General features: G+C 63.3%; 14 protein-coding genes and 1 pseudogene. 7 read left to right on the top strand and 8 right to left on the bottom strand.

All coding sequences use genetic code 11. From position 1 onward, the window contains the following. Positions 1 to 199: 199 nt before the first annotated feature. Positions 200 to 571 carry a VOC family protein gene (locus PI246_RS17900; RefSeq protein ID WP_320552686.1) on the bottom strand — a complete coding sequence of 124 codons (372 nt, stop codon included), beginning with the start codon at positions 569 to 571 and terminating at the stop codon, positions 200 to 202. A gap of 204 nt (positions 572 to 775) precedes the next feature. Here PI246_RS17900 and PI246_RS17895 point away from each other — a divergent pair, with 204 nt between their 5' ends. Both PI246_RS17895 and PI246_RS18530 read left to right on the top strand, forming a co-directional pair. After that, positions 776 to 2632 carry a hypothetical protein gene (locus tag PI246_RS17895; protein ID WP_320552685.1) on the top strand — a complete coding sequence of 619 codons (1857 nt, stop codon included), beginning with the start codon at positions 776 to 778 and terminating at the stop codon, positions 2630 to 2632. A gap of 432 nt (positions 2633 to 3064) precedes the next feature. Continuing rightward, positions 3065 to 3346 (top strand): MarR family winged helix-turn-helix transcriptional regulator, encoded by a 282-nt coding sequence (locus PI246_RS18530; RefSeq protein ID WP_369335416.1) that lies wholly within the window; start codon positions 3065 to 3067, stop codon positions 3344 to 3346. A 69-nt stretch (positions 3347 to 3415) separates the two neighbouring features. Here the strand turns inward: PI246_RS18530 and PI246_RS17890 are convergent, their stop codons facing one another. The 3 genes from PI246_RS17890 to PI246_RS17880 form a co-directional block, all read right to left on the bottom strand. Continuing rightward, complete coding sequence (locus PI246_RS17890; RefSeq protein ID WP_320552684.1) at positions 3416 to 3964, bottom strand: MarR family winged helix-turn-helix transcriptional regulator; 549 nt, start codon at positions 3962 to 3964, stop codon at positions 3416 to 3418. Next, on the bottom strand, positions 3961 to 4392 hold the full coding sequence (locus PI246_RS17885; protein ID WP_320552683.1) for an ester cyclase: 432 nt from the start codon (positions 4390 to 4392) through the stop codon (positions 3961 to 3963). The genes PI246_RS17890 and PI246_RS17885 overlap by 4 nt, the downstream gene beginning before the upstream one ends. Positions 4393 to 4575: 183 nt before the next feature. Continuing rightward, positions 4576 to 5478 (bottom strand): oxidoreductase, encoded by a 903-nt coding sequence (locus PI246_RS17880; protein WP_320552682.1) that lies wholly within the window; start codon positions 5476 to 5478, stop codon positions 4576 to 4578. Here PI246_RS17880 and PI246_RS17875 point away from each other — a divergent pair. Continuing rightward, complete coding sequence (locus PI246_RS17875) at positions 5454 to 6419, top strand: AraC family transcriptional regulator (protein ID WP_320552681.1); 966 nt, start codon at positions 5454 to 5456, stop codon at positions 6417 to 6419. The genes PI246_RS17880 and PI246_RS17875 overlap by 25 nt on opposite strands. Positions 6420 to 6683: 264 nt before the next feature. Here the strand turns inward: PI246_RS17875 and PI246_RS17870 are convergent, their stop codons facing one another. Both PI246_RS17870 and PI246_RS17865 read right to left on the bottom strand, forming a co-directional pair. Next, positions 6684 to 9686, bottom strand: a complete 3003-nt coding sequence (locus PI246_RS17870) for a TonB-dependent receptor domain-containing protein (protein ID WP_320552680.1) — start codon at positions 9684 to 9686, stop codon at positions 6684 to 6686. A gap of 147 nt (positions 9687 to 9833) precedes the next feature. Beyond that, positions 9834 to 10820 carry a helix-turn-helix domain-containing protein gene (locus PI246_RS17865; RefSeq protein ID WP_320552679.1) on the bottom strand — a complete coding sequence of 329 codons (987 nt, stop codon included), beginning with the start codon at positions 10818 to 10820 and terminating at the stop codon, positions 9834 to 9836. Positions 10821 to 11060: 240 nt separating this feature from the next. Here PI246_RS17865 and PI246_RS17860 point away from each other — a divergent pair, with 240 nt between their 5' ends. Continuing rightward, positions 11061 to 11774 carry a response regulator transcription factor gene (locus PI246_RS17860; RefSeq protein WP_320552678.1) on the top strand — a complete coding sequence of 238 codons (714 nt, stop codon included), beginning with the start codon at positions 11061 to 11063 and terminating at the stop codon, positions 11772 to 11774. Next, positions 11771 to 13180, top strand: a complete 1410-nt coding sequence (locus PI246_RS17855) for an ATP-binding protein (protein ID WP_320552677.1) — start codon at positions 11771 to 11773, stop codon at positions 13178 to 13180. The genes PI246_RS17860 and PI246_RS17855 overlap by 4 nt, the downstream gene beginning before the upstream one ends. 468 nt (positions 13181 to 13648) lie before the next feature. On the opposite strand, the gene PI246_RS17850 is transcribed toward PI246_RS17855, so the two are convergent. Continuing rightward, the gene (locus PI246_RS17850) at positions 13649 to 14026 is read right to left on the bottom strand and encodes a hypothetical protein (protein WP_320552676.1); all 378 of its coding nucleotides are present in this window, start codon (positions 14024 to 14026) and stop codon (positions 13649 to 13651) included. Between the two features lie 248 nt (positions 14027 to 14274). Between PI246_RS17850 and PI246_RS17845 the strand changes: the two genes are divergently transcribed. Next, positions 14275 to 14538 (top strand): hypothetical protein, encoded by a 264-nt coding sequence (locus tag PI246_RS17845; protein WP_320552675.1) that lies wholly within the window; start codon positions 14275 to 14277, stop codon positions 14536 to 14538. Between the two features lie 455 nt (positions 14539 to 14993). Here the strand turns inward: PI246_RS17845 and PI246_RS17840 are convergent, their stop codons facing one another. Then, positions 14994 to 15467: a hypothetical protein gene (locus PI246_RS17840; RefSeq protein ID WP_320552674.1), complete on the bottom strand. Its 474-nt coding sequence runs from the start codon at positions 15465 to 15467 to the stop codon at positions 14994 to 14996. 212 nt (positions 15468 to 15679) lie between these two features. Between PI246_RS17840 and PI246_RS17835 the strand changes: the two are divergent. Beyond that, positions 15680 to 15775, top strand: a pseudogene (locus PI246_RS17835) (transposase); the annotation flags it as partial. Positions 15776 to 15852 lie beyond the last annotated feature (77 nt).

Below are 15852 nucleotides of genomic sequence, written 5' to 3'. Positions count from 1 at the left end.
TGATTGGTAGTCCCCTGTGCCCCGGGCGAATGCGAAAAATCTCAACCCAGGCCAACGGCGCGAAGGATGCGTGAACCCCATTTCGCTTCCGTGACTCAATTGTTTCATTTACATGACAGCGTCACATGACGCGATTTCCTGCGACCCGCCCTTGCGTACGCCGCTTCCCCACCCCCACCGTCGTGGGCCCCGCTGTGCGTCAATCCCACTCGCACAAATGGAGCAGCACCCCGCTCGGATCGTGCACGAAGACCACGCGCGCGCCGTAGGGCTGGTGCGACGGCGGCTGGACCCGCGCACCGGGAAAGTCGTCGTGGGCCAACACGGTCGAAAGATGCGCATACCAGTCGTCGACGCTTTCCACGGTGACATGCAGCATGCAGTTTTCGGCGAAGTCCTTGCGGTAGTAGTCCTGCACGTAGAAGTGCTGCCGGTCGCCCACGCGCACGAGGGCTAGCCCCCGGTCGACGTCGCGCGTCTCCCAGCCCAGCGCAGCGTAAAAGCGCTTGGACAAGGCAAAGTCCATGGCGGGAATGAACGCCCGCACGTCCGTCGATATGAGATGGGCCACGCGTCTGTCCTCCTCCCGGCGTCCGGTCGACGCCCCCGCCATGCTAATCGCGCCGGCGTCCGGATGCACACCGGACGCCTTGGCGGATCGGGGACAACGACCCGCACGCCGCCCCTTCCGAATCAGTGCTTTGCCTATACGGCGTTGGGGGTGCACCTCGCGATGCTGGCTTACCGGCATGTGCCGGTGCCACCGAGACACGCCATGTCGGACCCCCTGATCGATGTCTACCTCGGCTTCATGGACGAGGAGATCAACACCGTATTGAACGGCCTGCTCACCGCCGAGCAGAAAAAACCCGCGGCCCAGCGACGACCGGTGCTGCTGGTGGAGCGCGGCACCGTCGACGCCCGCGGCCCCGTGCTGGAGTGGCCCCTGACGCGGTATGCCGCACCGCAGATTCGGGTCGTGGAGGCCAGTGCCGCCGCTGCCGACCGTCCGGGCGAGGACGCCACGGCCGAGGGCGTGCTTGCACGCGCCATTTCGATCTTCCTGCAAAGCGACGACCCCGGCGACGCGGAGCTGCGCCGCAAGAGCATCGACGTCATTCGCCTGTTCGACGTCCGCGACCTGCACGCGAAAAGCACGGGCAAACCGACGAAGGTGTCCCTGGCGAACCCCGTGCTATCGGTCGTGCGTTTCCAGTACGACACCACGGGTTCGAAGGAAGCGCCCATCATCGTCATCCGCTCGCCGGAGATGGGGCTCCAGCCGAGCCTGATGTCACCGTACATCGAATTCCTCCTCAAGGCGGTCTCGGCCGCATCGAGCCAATGGGCCCACGCCGCCGCGCAGAACGTGGAATGGCCGGTGCGCCTCAGCTGCTTTGGCGCACAGGGCGGCGCCGCCACGTCCCGCCCGCCGGGCTCGCTGTCGCCGATCTGCGCGAGCCTTTACGTCGGCCTTGTCTATGGCGACGGACCGGTCCAGCCGTCGATCGCCATCGGCTCACAAGGCGGGGTATATCACTTCGCTGCGAAGGTCGGCTCCAAGGCGCCGCCGATGCCCACCGACGGACTCGCGGCGTGGTTCAACCAGTGGCACAACGACCTTGCCGTGAGCCGTGTCGACGTCGACCCGCGCTACAAGCGTAACGAAGAGAGCTGGGTGGCCGTGGGGATCGCCCTGAAAGACGTCATTTCTCGCCTGGTGACGTCATACACCACCACGACATGCACACCCGAAGTCAGCGGCACCTCGCCGTGGTTCATCGGCGAAGAGCAGAAGCGTGCGTTCTCGGCGGTCGGCGTCACCGGTTGCAACATGGAGGACTACTGGGTACTTCGCTCGATGCGCGCCATGGCGCTCGAACGCGTCAACCGCGATCCTAAGAGCCGCTCGATGATGCCCGTGCTTACCCGGGGTTTCCTCACCCGTGTCAACGCCGATCCGCTGAGCATCGACAAGGCCGTGCTCGACGCATTCCAGGACGACCTTCGCCAGAAAACGCTCTCCGACAGCAACTACGGCGACCTGATCCTGTGGGGTCTGCACGGTCTCCCGCTACCGGGCGACGGCATCGGCATGCCGCGCTTCGCCGAGTGGAGCTTCGCCTCTCACCCGGTGTTCAAGACAGGCGATACCTTCGAACGTCATCTCTACGGCTTCCTCGTGGACGAGGGCGAGCGCGTCGTGGTACCCGACCCGTTCTTCATCGAGATCGCCACCGACCTGCTCAAGGATTGCGCTCGCCTGCCGGACAGCGCCGCCAGTGTGTTCACCCAACCGCCCGGAAACGAAGCCCTTTGCCGTATCCGCGATGCCGCGAAGAAGGTGTTTGAGACGTGGAAGGCCCAAGGCCCCCAACCCAGCCAGGTCACCGGCAAGGCCATCGCCGACTTCGTCTACGCATTCATCGGCGACGGCAAGTTCGCCGACCCCAGCCAAGCGCATCACGTGAAGGTGTGGCTGCGGCCCGGCAAGTGGGAAGGCGTGACGGCGAACAGCGTGCAGGATGCCGTGAGCCAGCGCTTTGGCGATGCCGCCGTGGACCGCGCGTTCTACAAGGCCTCGAACATCGTGGCACTGAGGCGACACACGCCGTCGGCGATCCGCCGTTGAGGAGCACGCCGCGGCCGCCGGGGAGCGGCCGCGGCATGGAAGACCGCCCGACCACCGACGGATCCAGCAAAGCCAATCGCACCGTCGACCTGACGCCCCTCCTCGGCCAGCCGACCGGGAGAGCGCGGCCGCGTACCTGAAAGTATCCGATGCCTTTCCCGACGACGGATGGGTTAGCCGCGTCTGTCACGTGAAGGCGGCTATCGCTCGGTAGCGCTGGAGACCGCTTGCCCATGAAAAAAACACGGAAGGTGGCGAATCAGATGGCGCTTTCAGCGATCATCCTCTTGCTACAGTGTGGAGCTATCCACATCGCACAAAGAAATGGAAGGTCGCGGGACAGGCGAACAAGACTGTCCCATGGGTTTGGGCCTGGGCAGCCTGAACGTGCTTGTGGCGTTAAACCATGGGCAAGCCACCACCCAAGCCTAGCTGGCCAGGCTGCTGGGCGTCGAACAACCGTCGATGGCTCAGATGCTCTCGCGCCTGGTAAGGGACGGCCTGATCGTACGCTCGCCCCATCCCGAGATCGGTCGAGCGCAGCGCATCGCCTTGACCCCGGTCGCGATAGCTTTGCTTCCCCAAACCCAGCAGGCCTTTGCGGAGGGCAGCAGACGATGCTTCTCAGGATTTTCAGCTGACGAAAGACACGCGGCGGTGGGTTATCTCAAGCGCATGCACGACAACCTCTGCGACGGCAGGGCCGGCCGCTAGGCGTAACGTACGCGTGCGGTTTGGCAGGGTGCTTCGCCTGGCCACCTCGCCCGTTGTCGACGTGGGTCGCTAGAGCAGTTTACGCAACACAACCATGCCCGCCAGCAACTCCCGCTGCTCCCCCGGCGAAAGCCGTTCGCTCATCCGCTCGGCAATGAAATCCGATCGCCCCCGGCGGCCGGATGCCAGCTTGCGCCGTCCAAGCGCGGTAATGCTGATGAGTTGCGCACGGGCGTCGGAGGGATCAGGAGCGCTTTTCGCGAAGCCTTCAGACATCAAGTCGGCAACGACCAGGCGCATGCTTTGATGTCTCACCCCCCTCGCACGCGCCAGCGCGGCGATGGACATCCCCTTGTGGGCAGCCAGAACCTCCAACGTATCGCCTTGTGTCGTACGAACCGAGCCCGTGGCGCCACGCACGTGCCTGACGAACGCGCTCAAGGTTGCCCGGACCTCTTCGGCCGCCTCATCCGTCGCGGTATCGGCGGCCCGCCGTCTGCGCGCCGTGCTCATGGCACCGAAGGACGCACAGGCGCCAGGGTCGATGTGGTCACGAAATCCAGCCCCTTCCAGCAACGTGAAGGCAACCTGTATATGCGCGCTACCGTCGATCGTCAACCCGTCTTACGCAGCGAATCAAGCACCGAAGGCAGGGTATTCACCCCCCAATGATCGGTGTATTGGCCATCGACGACCCGCACGATATCGATCACCTCAATATCGACCTGGCGAAACGTCGCAGAGATGCCGGCCAGCACGCCGACATGGACGCCGCTAACCGTTTTTCGCGTCGTGACCAAGTCTCCTTCGGCGACCTGGTCGTGAATCACCACCGTCAGCGGCCCGAAGGCAGGCCGGAGCACGTTCTGAAAGGTATGCCATAGGCTTTCGCGGTCAGCCGGTGCTCCGGCCGGGGCACTGTGGTTGACGAAACGCTGCGACACCAGTTCGTCGAACATGCGGCGGTCGCCTTGTTCGATAACGCCCTGGTTGAACCGACGGATGATTGCCTTGTTGAATGACGGGGACATGCCGTCCTGCTCCATGGGTAGGCTTCCGCTCACCAATATACAGTTTATCTGTATATATAGACCCAGAACGGGTGCCGCGAAAGTGCCGCGCCTTCTGGCCCGCGTCCGATGGAGAGTTGCGGAACCGATGGTGCCGTACCCATGGCTGCGGCATGTGAGCGCTGACCGATCCACGATGGCGCGAGATGCGGCACGCCGTCATCCGTCCGTCGAACGGGTCACCGCCTCCCATGCCGCGATATCGGCCTGCATGGCCTCGAGTTTGCCTTGAACCAGCCCAAATGCATCACTACCGAGCAAAAGGTGGGCCGGGGGCGCGGGAACCTCCAGAAGCGACAGGATGGCCCGGGCCGCCTTCACGGGGTCGCCAAGCTGCCGTCCGCTCTTGGCCCGGCGTGCTTCGCGGAGAGGATCGAAAACCGCGTCGTAATCGTGGATGCTGCGCGGCGTACGCATCATCGAGCGCCCGGCCCATTCGGTACGGAATGATCCCGGTGCCACGGCGGTGACATGGATGCCCAAGGGCCCGACCTCCTGCCCCAGGGCCTCGGAAATACCCTCCAGCGCGAACTTACTGCCGCAATAGTAGGCAATCCCCGGCATGGTGATGAAGCCGCCCATGGAGGTGATGTTGACGATATGCCCGCGGCGCCGTGGCCGCATCCAGGGCAGCACCGCCTTCATCATCGCGACGGCACCGAACACGTTGACGTCGAACTGCCGTCGCAGATCGTCGAGCGACGACTCCTCCAGCAGCCCCTCGTGGCCGTAGCCCGCGTTATTGACCAGTACGTCCAGGGGCCCCACCGCGGATTCGATCCCGTCGACCATGGGAGGAATCGCATCGACATCGGTTACGTCTAGCACACGGGTTATCACGCCCAAGGCGTCGACGTCCCGTTGAGCCGAGACGGACCGCACCGTACCGACGACGCGATGGCCGACAGCCAGCGCCTCCTGCGCCAGCGCGCGGCCAAAGCCGCTGCTGACGCCGGTAATGAGCAACGTTTTCCGGGATGCCATCGCCTTCTCCTGAGCTTGCGGGACTTGAATAATGCGATGATGCAAGCGCTTCGATGATGCCGAAAAACCGCTACTCATTGCCCAATCCTATGAGATCCGATTCCGACGACGTCGCATTGCTACGCGCCCTGGCGCCTCATGAGGGATACAACCTCACGGCGATCAATGACGTGCGGGTGCTCCGTTCCGACCGCCCGTTGGCCGATACGCCGGTGCTGTACGACCCTGGCATCGTGATCGTTTGCCAAGGCGCGAAACGTGGCTACTTCGGGGACACCACGTTCCTTTACGACGAACAGCACTACCTGGCGGTGGCCGCCCCGGTCCCTTTCACGATGCAGTCCGAAGGTAGCGTCGAACGGCCGTTGCTCGCCCTGTACCTGCATCTGGACTTTCCGCTCGCTGCCGAACTCATGGTCGAGATAGGGCAGTCCGGCGGTGCGCCGACGGCCCGTGGCCCGCAAAGCCTCGTGTCCAGCCCCATGGATGACGTCATGCGACAAACGGTCCATCACCTGCTGCGGGTACTGAGCCACCCGATGGATGCCGCCGTGCTCGGCCGCTCCGCCGTCAGGGAGCTCTACTACCGCGCACTCACCGGTCCCCAAGGTCCGAACGTGCGCGCGGCCCTCGCACAGCAAGGTCATTTCGGACGAATCGGGCGCGCGCTGCGCCGCATCCACAAAGACCACGCCCTCCCCCTCGATGTTGCGCAACTGGCGCGGGAAGCCGACATGAGTGCGCCCTCCTTCCACGCGCACTTCAAGGCCGTGACGCGTGCGTCACCGATGCAATATCTCAAATCGATCCGGCTGCACCAGGCCCGCCTGCTCATGGTCCGCGAGGGAATGACCGCGGCGGCGGCCTGCCACGCCGTGGGATATGAAAGCGCGTCGCAGTTCAACCGCGAATTCAAGCGTCTGTTTGGGTTGCCACCCACGGCGGAAGCCAAGCGAATGAAAGCGGACTTCGCGGTGCCGCCCTCCCATCCGGGCTCGACCTTCGTGTCGTCGCATTGAGCCGTCGGTCGCCCGTGGCGCACTCGATATGACGGCCTGCTTCATCGGGCGAGCCCCGCTCGAACGGACGGCGAATCCACGCGTTGGACCGCCTTGCCCCGAAATAGCGTCGGCCCAAGCGGTCGGTGTAGCGTGCGGAAACGCAAAAAAAGAGGCCGCCGGGTGGGAGCCCGGCAGCCTTATCTGGGGAGATCGTCGCGCCGCAGGAGATGAGTCGGCTGACTCGCGGCGCTTATTGTTGGAATGCCTTAAACCGTCGAACGATCAGAAGTCGTAGTTGATGCCGAAGCGGACATAGCGCGGCGTGCTGAAGTAGTTGATGCGGTCGTAGTTGGTGTTGAGCGCCTTGCTGTTGCCGTAAAGGGCGTACGTGGACGTCGCGACCGACTCGTTCAACATGTTGTAGATCATCACGTTGAAGCCCAGCTTCTTGTCCGCCCAGACCGGGCGATATTCCGCGGAGATGGACACGATGTGCTGCCACGGCTGGCGTCCCGCGGCACCCGGTGCCGACGGCATGCCAGCGCAGTAGTGGTAGTAGCTGCCGTAGCCCACCGGGTTGCTTTCATCCGCGCCGTAGTAGCCCAGGCAGGTCTTCGGCGTGCCGGAAAGCAGCGCGATGTTGCCCGAGAGCATCCATTCCGGCGCCACCTGCCACGAACCGTAGATCTTCAGCTGGTGCTTGCGGTCGTTGGACAGCAGGCCGTTGGAGTTCTCCATCAGCTTGCCGAAGTCCCAGTCCACGGTCGCCGACACGTCGGACTGGCCGATGTCTGACCGGACCTGGCCTTCGCTGTCGCCGTAGCTCCTGGAGTAGACGTAGTCGATCTTGGCCTGCCACGTGCCGTCGAACGGATGCTCGAGGAACGTCTCCAGCCCGTAATAGCTGCGCTTGGCGTGCGGCATGCCGAAGTCGTCCTTCGTCACGTCGACGCTGTAGTAGCCACCGGCCGGATTCACGATGCGATAGGTGTTGACCCGGCCGGGGTTGGACAGGTAGCAGCCGTTGAGCGTGCTCGGGTCGATATCGTAGCCCAGCGCCTGCGCCTTGTTCGCGATGGTGCCGGTGTCGCAGATATCGTCGAGGATGTTGCGCAGCTTACGCACCTGGGCCTTCATACCCCAGATGTAGTCGGGGTTGATCTGCTGCGTGAAGCCCAGCAGGTATTCGTCCTGGTATTCCGAGCGAATGTTGCTGGAGGCGACCGTCTTCGGATCGGGGGCCTGGCCGTACTCGTTGTTGGCCGATACGGCGCCGCCCGTTGCCGATGCCAACTGGGTGAGCCCCGTCGGATTGCCGTTGGCATCGATGCCGGTGTAGGTGTAGTACTCGTTGGTATAGAGCGAACCCGCCGCCGCACGCAGCGCCACCGACGCCGGCATGGCGAGGTAATAGCGACCGGCGTTGGCGTACACCTTCAGCGTCGAGTCGCCGTGCACGTCCCAGCTGAAACCGAGGCGCGGCGCCCACTGCGGCTTGGTCATGCGCAGGTAGGCCTGGGCATCCGGGTTGTAGTTCGTGAACTGGTCGTTGCGCAGGCCGACCTTGACCAGCCAGCGGTCGTCCACCTGCCAGCTGTCCTCGATGTACTGGGCGCGCTGCTTGACACGCACCGAGGCGGACGTGCTGTAGAGGTACTTGGACACGTAGTAGCCGGTCTGTCCACCGGGGCCGGTGCCGGGCGCGGCAACGAACGGTGATCCGCTGATCGGCGTGTTCGGGTCGCCGAACGCGTAGATCCACGCGCTGCCCGTCTGGCCGTCGTCGATGTCGTGCGAATCGAGGTTATCGATACCGGCCGTGATCGTGTGGTCGCCGAGCTTCCACGACAGATCCAGGCGCAGGTTGTTGCTGGTGGCCCGATGGTTGGGGTTGTTGGCGGTAAGCACCGTCTGTGAATTGACGATGGAGTTGCCACCGGTGATGTCGGGATTCTCGAACTCCGAACCGCTGATATACGTCAGCGTCGGATCGTAGCCCGGCGTCTGGCTGAAATACGTCATCTTCTGCTTGCCGTACATGGCGGTCAGCGTGATGTCGTCGGTGATGTAGCTGGTGTACTTGGCGATGGATACCTGGGCGCTGTTCTTGGTCGAGGTATCGAAGCTGTTCAGGCCACTCGTCTGCTTGGTGTCGTAGTCGTAGTTATACAGGTTGCCCTTGTACGAGGTCTTCGTCGACGCACCCGTCAGTTCGAGGATGTTGTTGTCGTTGATGTTCCAGTCGACCTTCGCATACCACTTCGGGTTGTTGTACTGGTAGTGCGTGTTATACGACGAGGTGACCGGGCCGATGCTGTTGCCCGAGCGCTTGTCGCCTTCCACGGCGGCGAAGAAGAACAGCTTGTCCTTGATCAGCGGGCCGCCCACATAGGCGCTCTCGGTGGTCTCCCACGAATTGTTCTGCGAATACCGACGATAGATATCGCCGTCCTTCGCGCCGGTGACGTAGTAGCTGTCCGGGCTTGTGCCGCGGGCGAAGGCCGGGGTCCACAGCACCTGGGCGCCGAAGTGCCATTCATTGGTACCACGCTTGCCGCTCTGGCTGATCACGCCGCCGTCAGATCGTCCGTAGGCGGCCCCGTACCCGCCGCTGAGGATCTCCTGCTGGTCGATCGCCCCGTACGGCAGGCTGATGCCGCCGAAGCCGCTGAGCGGATCGGTGGTGTTGAATCCATTGAGGTAGTAGGCGTTCTCGGTGACGGACGAGCCCGAGAACGACACCAGCGATGTGCCGGTCGTGCCGCTGGTGAAGCCGCTGTAGCCGGGCACCACGCCGGGCGCCAGCAAGGCGATGGCTTCCGCGCTGCGTGCCAGGGGGAGTTTCGCCAACTGCTGCGACGTGATGACAGTGCGCGCGTCCACGCTGGAAACGTCGATGGCCGGCATGGTGTTGGCGGACACCGTCACGGAGCCCAGGCTGGTGGCGGCGGCGGCGTTACCCGCGGAAACGAACGACACCTCCGTGCCCGAACCCACGCGCAGGGTGATGTCGGCACGGGTGTCCACGACCTTGCCGCCCTGCACCAGCGAGACGGTGTACGTGCCCAGGGGCAGCGAGCCCACGGTATAGCGACCATCGCTACCGACCGTCACCTCGCGGGTGACGCCAGAGCTGCTTTTGGCCTGGACGGTTTCGCCCTCGGCCGTCGGCGCCTGGCCGAAGATGCTTCCCGTGGTCGACTGGGCCAGGGCGATGCTGCTGCCCAGGGCCATCGCCAAGGCGAGGCTGATCCGGCTGAGCCGGATGGATGTCGGATTCTTCACGTCGGAACTCCCCAAAATTTTAGTAAGCGACGCCACGGGGCCCGCGCTCGGCAAAGCGCTCTTCCCCCGGTAACCGTGGCGTGTGATTCGGTGCGAACTTAGCGTGGCGCATGGCCACGACATCAATCTAGTGTTAAGAACATGCACCTATTCGGCGAAAACTTCCCCGTCATTCGGCCATTGGTTGAATGTTTGGACGTCCGTAAGGTCTTGCGCCGACACGTCGCCAAGCATGGCCGACTGGCGGAATCGCCGTGGCGACATGCCGACGTAATCGCGAAAACACCGACCGAAATTCGTCATGTCGCCAAAGCCCCAGGCATGGGCGATCTGCGCGATGCTTCGGTGACGCAACCTCGGATCGGCCAGTTCACGCTGGCAGCGGATCACGCGCTCCAGGCGTACCCAGCGCATGAGCGTCAGGTCTTCATCGGAAAACAAGTCGAATAGATGACTGGATGACAGGCCCACCCCTTTGGCGATCATGTCGATGCACAGCTCGGGGTCGGTGAGGTGCTCGCGCGCGTACTGACGCACCTGGCGCTTGTGGTACTGGCGAAGCCGGGACTCGCTGTCGCCACCGGTTCCCACCGACGCCAGGGCCGCCGCAAGAATGTGCGGGATGGCGTCAGCCAGCCGGTCGGCTACCGGCTCCGTCAGGCCCGCGGGGTGAGCGAACAGTTCCTGGAACAACACCCTCAGGAAGCCGACCGACGCCAGGTGACCGGGCAGCCCGATGGCGGCCACCTCGCTCACGGAGGGAATCGCATCGCGTAGCAAGGCTAGCGGAAGATGGATCGTCTGCACGGTGCAGCGGCCGACATCCAGGCGGAACGTCTTCGACAGGTCGATGAGGCAGAAGTCGCCGGCGCGCAGGTCGTCGTGCCGCCCATATTGTTCGACGTGGGCCTGACCGTCCAATTGCAGGCTGAGCAGCACGGACTGACGGTGATCGTGCGACAGCGCCGCCTCGGTCAGCACATGGGGCAGGTGGCGAAAGACGCCTAGGCGGAGGCGTTCCCCGGCGTATCCGTCGATCAGGGTGGAGGTCTGCAAGCGGCTGGGGTCCCGCTCGACCAGGGCCTGCCAGAAACGACGGGCGAGCAGACGATTAGTGGCGATACCCTCGTCCATGGGTAACGGCTCGGCAAGAACGTGCGGCTGGAACGGCAAGACGGCGATTCCGGTAAGCGGATGAACACGGGGGTGCGGTGGACGGCGTCATGGTCTTCCCTGGTTCATGGCTGCGCTGGATTACGCTAAGCGGACGGCGCCATGGGAGAATGTCGGCACGTGTCCGATATGTGTCGTTGTGTGTCGGCTCTTTTGCTCCGTCGGCAAATGCCCTGCCCGCGCGTCTGGTATCTAATGCCCATGGACCTGCACCCCCTCATCCTGGTCGTCGACGACGACCCCGAGTTGCGAGAACTCATCACCGGCTTCCTCGGCAGTCACGGCTACCGCGTGGACGCCGCCGAGAACATCGCGGCCATGACCCTGGCGATCGAGCGCGAGCGCCCCGACCTCATCGTGCTGGACGTGATGATGCCGGGGGAGGATGGCCTGAGCGCCGCGCGACGCCTCGCCGCGGCCCACGGCCCGCCGGTGATCATCCTCAGCGCCCTGGGCAGCGACACCGATCGGATCATCGGCCTGGAGGTGGGTGCCGACGACTACCTGGCCAAGCCATGCAACCCACGCGAACTGCTGGCCCGCGTGCGCGCCCTGCTCCGTCGTACCAGCCGCGGCGAAGCGGTAAACGCCGAGGAAGCCCGGCCCTACGGCTTCGCCGGCTGGCGGCTGGACGTCACCCGCCGCGACCTGCGTGATCCGACGAACATCTTCATCAACCTCTCCGACGGTGAATTCGCCCTGCTGCTCGCGTTCGTCGAACACCCGCAGCGGATCCTCAGCCGTGACCAGCTCCTCGACCTGGTCTATGGCGGGCGCGCGGACGTGTACGACCGGGCCATCGACACCCAGATCAGCCGGTTGCGCCGAAAGCTAAACGACAGGGTGCAGGAAGAAATGATCCGTACCGTACGCAGCGAGGGCTACATGCTGCTACCGAAGGTCATCCGATTGTGAGCCGAAGGGCGGGACCGTCCATCTTCATACGCACCTTCCTGCTGACCGTGTGCGCCCTGCTGGTCGCCTCCGGGATCGGGATAGCCCTGCTGGCCTGGCAGCCGCCCATGGCCCCGCCCCCCGTGAGCCTGTTCGACGTGGCGACGGCCCTGCGCATGGACGACATGCCGGTCGCCCCGGCTGAGGACATCGGCCACGGGGACACCCCCGGTACCCAGCCCACGCATGCGGACCGCGGTGCGCCCCGCGCCACGCCGGCAGCCCGCGCGGATTTCATGCCGCCGCCACCGGTCGATCTGGATGTACAGACGCAGGCCCACGCTCCCCTGGCGCCCGACAGCACCGACACACGACTCTCGTCGCATCTTTTGCCGCGACTGGCCACCCTTCTGGGCGTGCTTCCAGAGGCCCTGCGCGTCTACGCGACGGACGCCCGCATCGACCCCCACCGCGGCGGCATGAGGAAGGCGCTAGGCGCCGCGTCGGTGGTTGGATGGCAGCAGCCCGACGGACGCTGGCGCGTCGTCCGGGTGCCGGGCGAGACATCGTCGTATCTGTTGCAGGAAGACATGCTCTGGCTGCTGGGTGCCGGCGTGTTGATCCTGCTGCCGCTGGCCTGGTGGTTTTCGCGCGCGTTGTCGGCGCCGATCCACCGCTTCGCCGAGGCCGCCGAGCGCCTGGGTGCGGATACCAACGCGCCCCCCGTGCCGCGCGAGGGACCGCCCGAAATGCAACGCGCGGTGGATGCCTTCAACACCATGCAGGCGCGCGTGAATCGCCTGCTGCACGAGCGTACGCACCTGATCGCCGCCATCGCGCACGACCTGCGCACGCCGCTCACGCGCCTGTCCTTTCGACTGGATGGACTGCCGGAGCCCCTGGGCGGAAAAGTGGACGCGGACCTGCGCGAAATGCGAACGATGATCGCCGCCGCGCTGGACTTCATGCGCGACCGGTCACTGGGCACGCAACGGCAACCGCTGGATTTCCGCCTGCTGGTGGAAAGCGTGGCCGACGATCTGGTCGATGTCGGCTACGACGTGTCGATCGTGCCCGGCCCACCCGTCACGCTTGATGGCGATCCCGTCGGCCTGAGGCGCGCCGTGGTCAATCTCGTCGAAAACGGCCTGAAGTACGGCCAACGCGTCCGCCTTCGCCTTCGCGCCGGCCGTGGCGAGTGCCTGCTGGAAGTGGACGACGACGGCCCCGGCGTTCCCGAGACCATGCAACAGCAGGTGTTCGCCCCCTTCTTCCGACTCGAATCCTCCCGCAACCGGGATACCGGCGGCATCGGCCTGGGCCTGGCCACCGTGCGGGCCATCGTGCTGGACCATGGTGGCAGCATCGCGCTGCGCAACCGCAGGGAGGGCGGGTTGCGCGTGACGGTGGCGCTGCCGCAGGGCTAGTTGCGATCGTCAGGCGAACGGATGGTGGCTCAATTCCCAGCGCCTGGGCCCGCCTCAATGTCCACCGTGATAGCCCTGACGGCCTGGAAGTTGACCTTGCTTCCCGGTGCCCACGCCAACCGGAGGCGACGGGGCCCGAGCCATCTCATTTGAACGGCATACCCGGGTGGTCGAGGCAACAGGTCGTGGGAAAGACCGAGGATATCGACACCGGTCTTCTGTCCTTTCTGCGTCAGCTTGACCGTTGTCCATATCCAGGCATTTCCCGGCCCGCTTTGCTGGATGGTTTCAGCATGCACCGTGTATCCGCCGTCTGGTGACACCGCGTCTGCCTGCCAGACTATGGCCCGGTCGCTCTCGCAGCCGCTGACCAGAGAGAGAACTCCCATCAGCACGGCGGCAACGGCCGCCCTTCGGGATCGCGAACCGGTCCACCCCAACAGGTCGGAAGACCTGGACAGCGCCTTGTCAGTGGCCTTCCTGGGTCGCGGCGCCCGCCGGCTGGCCAACGACGCCATTCGGACAAGGATTTCCCGGAAGCTTGCTGTAGGTGGCATTGCGTTGCGTGCGTGTGGAGGTGAACGTCAGGCTGCCTTGGCCGTCGGGCTTGAGGATGAACCCGATGGGTCCTTTCCCGGGCAGGATAAGCCGGGTGAAGATCTCCCCGTCGAACACGTGCGCCTTCCCCCGGATATCCGCCCGGCAATTGACGCCCTGCATGATGTACGTGCCGTCCGCTTCGATGCCGAAGGTATCGGGTGGCAATGGGTCCTCGTTTTTTGACACCTTCCAGTAGCCGACCATCCAGGGCTCGATGCCTGCAGCGGGTGCGGTTGTGCGGGCCATAGCAACTGCGTGACCTGATCCAAGTAAGCATGCAATGGACAATGCCAGCAAGCTCATTCTCCATTTCATATTATGATTTTTTTTCACTTCAATACCCTGTTCGAAAGGCAACCGCCCCCCCAAACAACGGACAAGCTGCCTAAAGCCCATTAGTGAGGTGCCAGTGCGCAGAGAAGCAATACGACAGCACCAATGAAGACTGCGATCGCACCCCGGGCTACCGCCTCCTTCCCTTCGAAATTGGTTACGTGGCCGCCACGACCACGTATCCGACCTTTCCGCACGATAATCTGGCGAATCCCCCCGAGCAGGCAAATCAACCCGAAGACGACGAAGAACCACCACCCACTACCGCCAAAAAAATAATCTTTCATCGCTTGCTCCACTCTGGGCCTCAACTCGATGGCAAAACCATCGCGATGAGATCCCTCGACAAGTCAGGCTCCACCAATTCCCACCGCGACATGGTAACCCCTGAATACGAAGGAAACACGCACATAGGCACCGTCTGAGGCCTTGCCGCACGACGTAGAAGCGGGTGCGGTTGTTCGAACCGTCGCGACTACTCGGGCAGAGCCGAGGAAAGAAGTCAACATTAGAAGACCAGACAACGTGGTCAATCGCCCGCCCATTTTTTTCTTGGGCGCCGAAGGCTCATCACCCTTGGCACCCGAACACGGCGAACCTCCGGCCCCCGGCGGTAACTCAAGGACTTTTTTTGGTTACCGGATTCCAGACCGAAGTAATAGGCCTTCCCCGGATTCTCTTCAATCTTCACGATGGCTCCAACGCCATCCCCGCAAAATCGAATCTCACGGCGCCCAGAAATTTGGGGCGATAGCATCCAACCCAATGTATGCAGCTCGAAGGTGTAAAACTCAAAGATTTCCTCATCGGTTGCCGACGAGTCAAGCTTGGGTAACGCGTAGCAAAAATTTCATTCTCTTGAACGCGCATGCCCTTTCCCTCATTTTTCGCACCAAGCGACATGCTTCGAATTGCGTGCCCAAATCACGCCCAGATAAAGCGAATCACCACCAACACCGCCTCGCCCATCAAGCAAAGTGGCAATACCACCCTTACAGAGCTTCACGTAGACAATCTCGCCATCCTGCCGCTGGTTATCTTTTACTTCCCAATGATCTTCGACAAACTGCTCCGTCAGTATTTTAAAAGCCGAGGTCTTCGATTTAGCCAATATGTGTCCATCCACACCGACCGCCTCGCCGCGATGGAAGTATGATCCACCATTCAGTGCGCTCCCGCCGACGGCGGTTGCTGCAGTATTGAAAAGGGATTCGAGCTGTGACCTCCCAGGCTCTCCGGGCATAGGTACCTCTGCATTACGCTCCATCTTTACGCCGATAGTTACAACAGCGGCGACCGCCACGCACCACCAAGTACCAAGCAGAAGCCAACGCCTACTTAATTTCTTCACCATCCCTCCCCCAAGCTTCCAACTGGCGAACTTTCGCTGTGCCCGGTCGAACCGCCGCCGATTCCAAGATCGGTTTCCAGTGCGGTACCGCTATCGTTGTGAACAACCCCACCACCGACGACATCTTAAAATGACGCACCATTAGAGCCGCCGTTGGACTGCCCCGGGAATCGTAAGCACTTCCCGCCTATGATTTGAGCATAGGAGGAGGTCCCATGAGCACTCAACGTTTTACCCCTGAATTTAAAGAAGAAGCGGTACGTCAGGTGATTGACCGGAAGTATTCGGTCGCCGAGGTGTCGGCCCGTCTTTGACCACCTCCCAAAACTTGAGCCGCCTTAAAGTGGAAAAATCGGCGTGTTTGACCACCTCCCAAAACTTGAGCCGC

Source organism: Luteibacter sahnii, from assembly GCF_034063545.1.
Taxonomy (GTDB): domain Bacteria; phylum Pseudomonadota; class Gammaproteobacteria; order Xanthomonadales; family Rhodanobacteraceae; genus Luteibacter; species Luteibacter sahnii.
This window is presented reverse-complemented; position numbering and strand designations above follow the sequence as displayed.

Excerpts from the sequence above, each read along its gene's own strand:
- PI246_RS17840 (WP_320552674.1), bottom strand. The coding sequence starts at position 15,467 with ATGGTGAAGAAATTAAGTAGGCGTTGGCTTCTGCTTGGTACTTGGTGG.
- PI246_RS17885 (WP_320552683.1), bottom strand. The coding sequence starts at position 4,392 with ATGGAGCAGGACGGCATGTCCCCGTCATTCAACAAGGCAATCATCCGT.
- PI246_RS17865 (WP_320552679.1), bottom strand. The coding sequence starts at position 10,820 with ATGGACGAGGGTATCGCCACTAATCGTCTGCTCGCCCGTCGTTTCTGG.
- PI246_RS17880 (WP_320552682.1), bottom strand. The coding sequence starts at position 5,478 with ATGAGTAGCGGTTTTTCGGCATCATCGAAGCGCTTGCATCATCGCATT.
- PI246_RS17860 (WP_320552678.1), top strand. The coding sequence starts at position 11,061 with ATGGACCTGCACCCCCTCATCCTGGTCGTCGACGACGACCCCGAGTTG.
- PI246_RS17895 (WP_320552685.1), top strand. The coding sequence starts at position 776 with ATGTCGGACCCCCTGATCGATGTCTACCTCGGCTTCATGGACGAGGAG.
- PI246_RS17875 (WP_320552681.1), top strand. The coding sequence starts at position 5,454 with ATGATGCCGAAAAACCGCTACTCATTGCCCAATCCTATGAGATCCGAT.
- PI246_RS17850 (WP_320552676.1), bottom strand. The coding sequence starts at position 14,026 with ATGGCCCGCACAACCGCACCCGCTGCAGGCATCGAGCCCTGGATGGTC.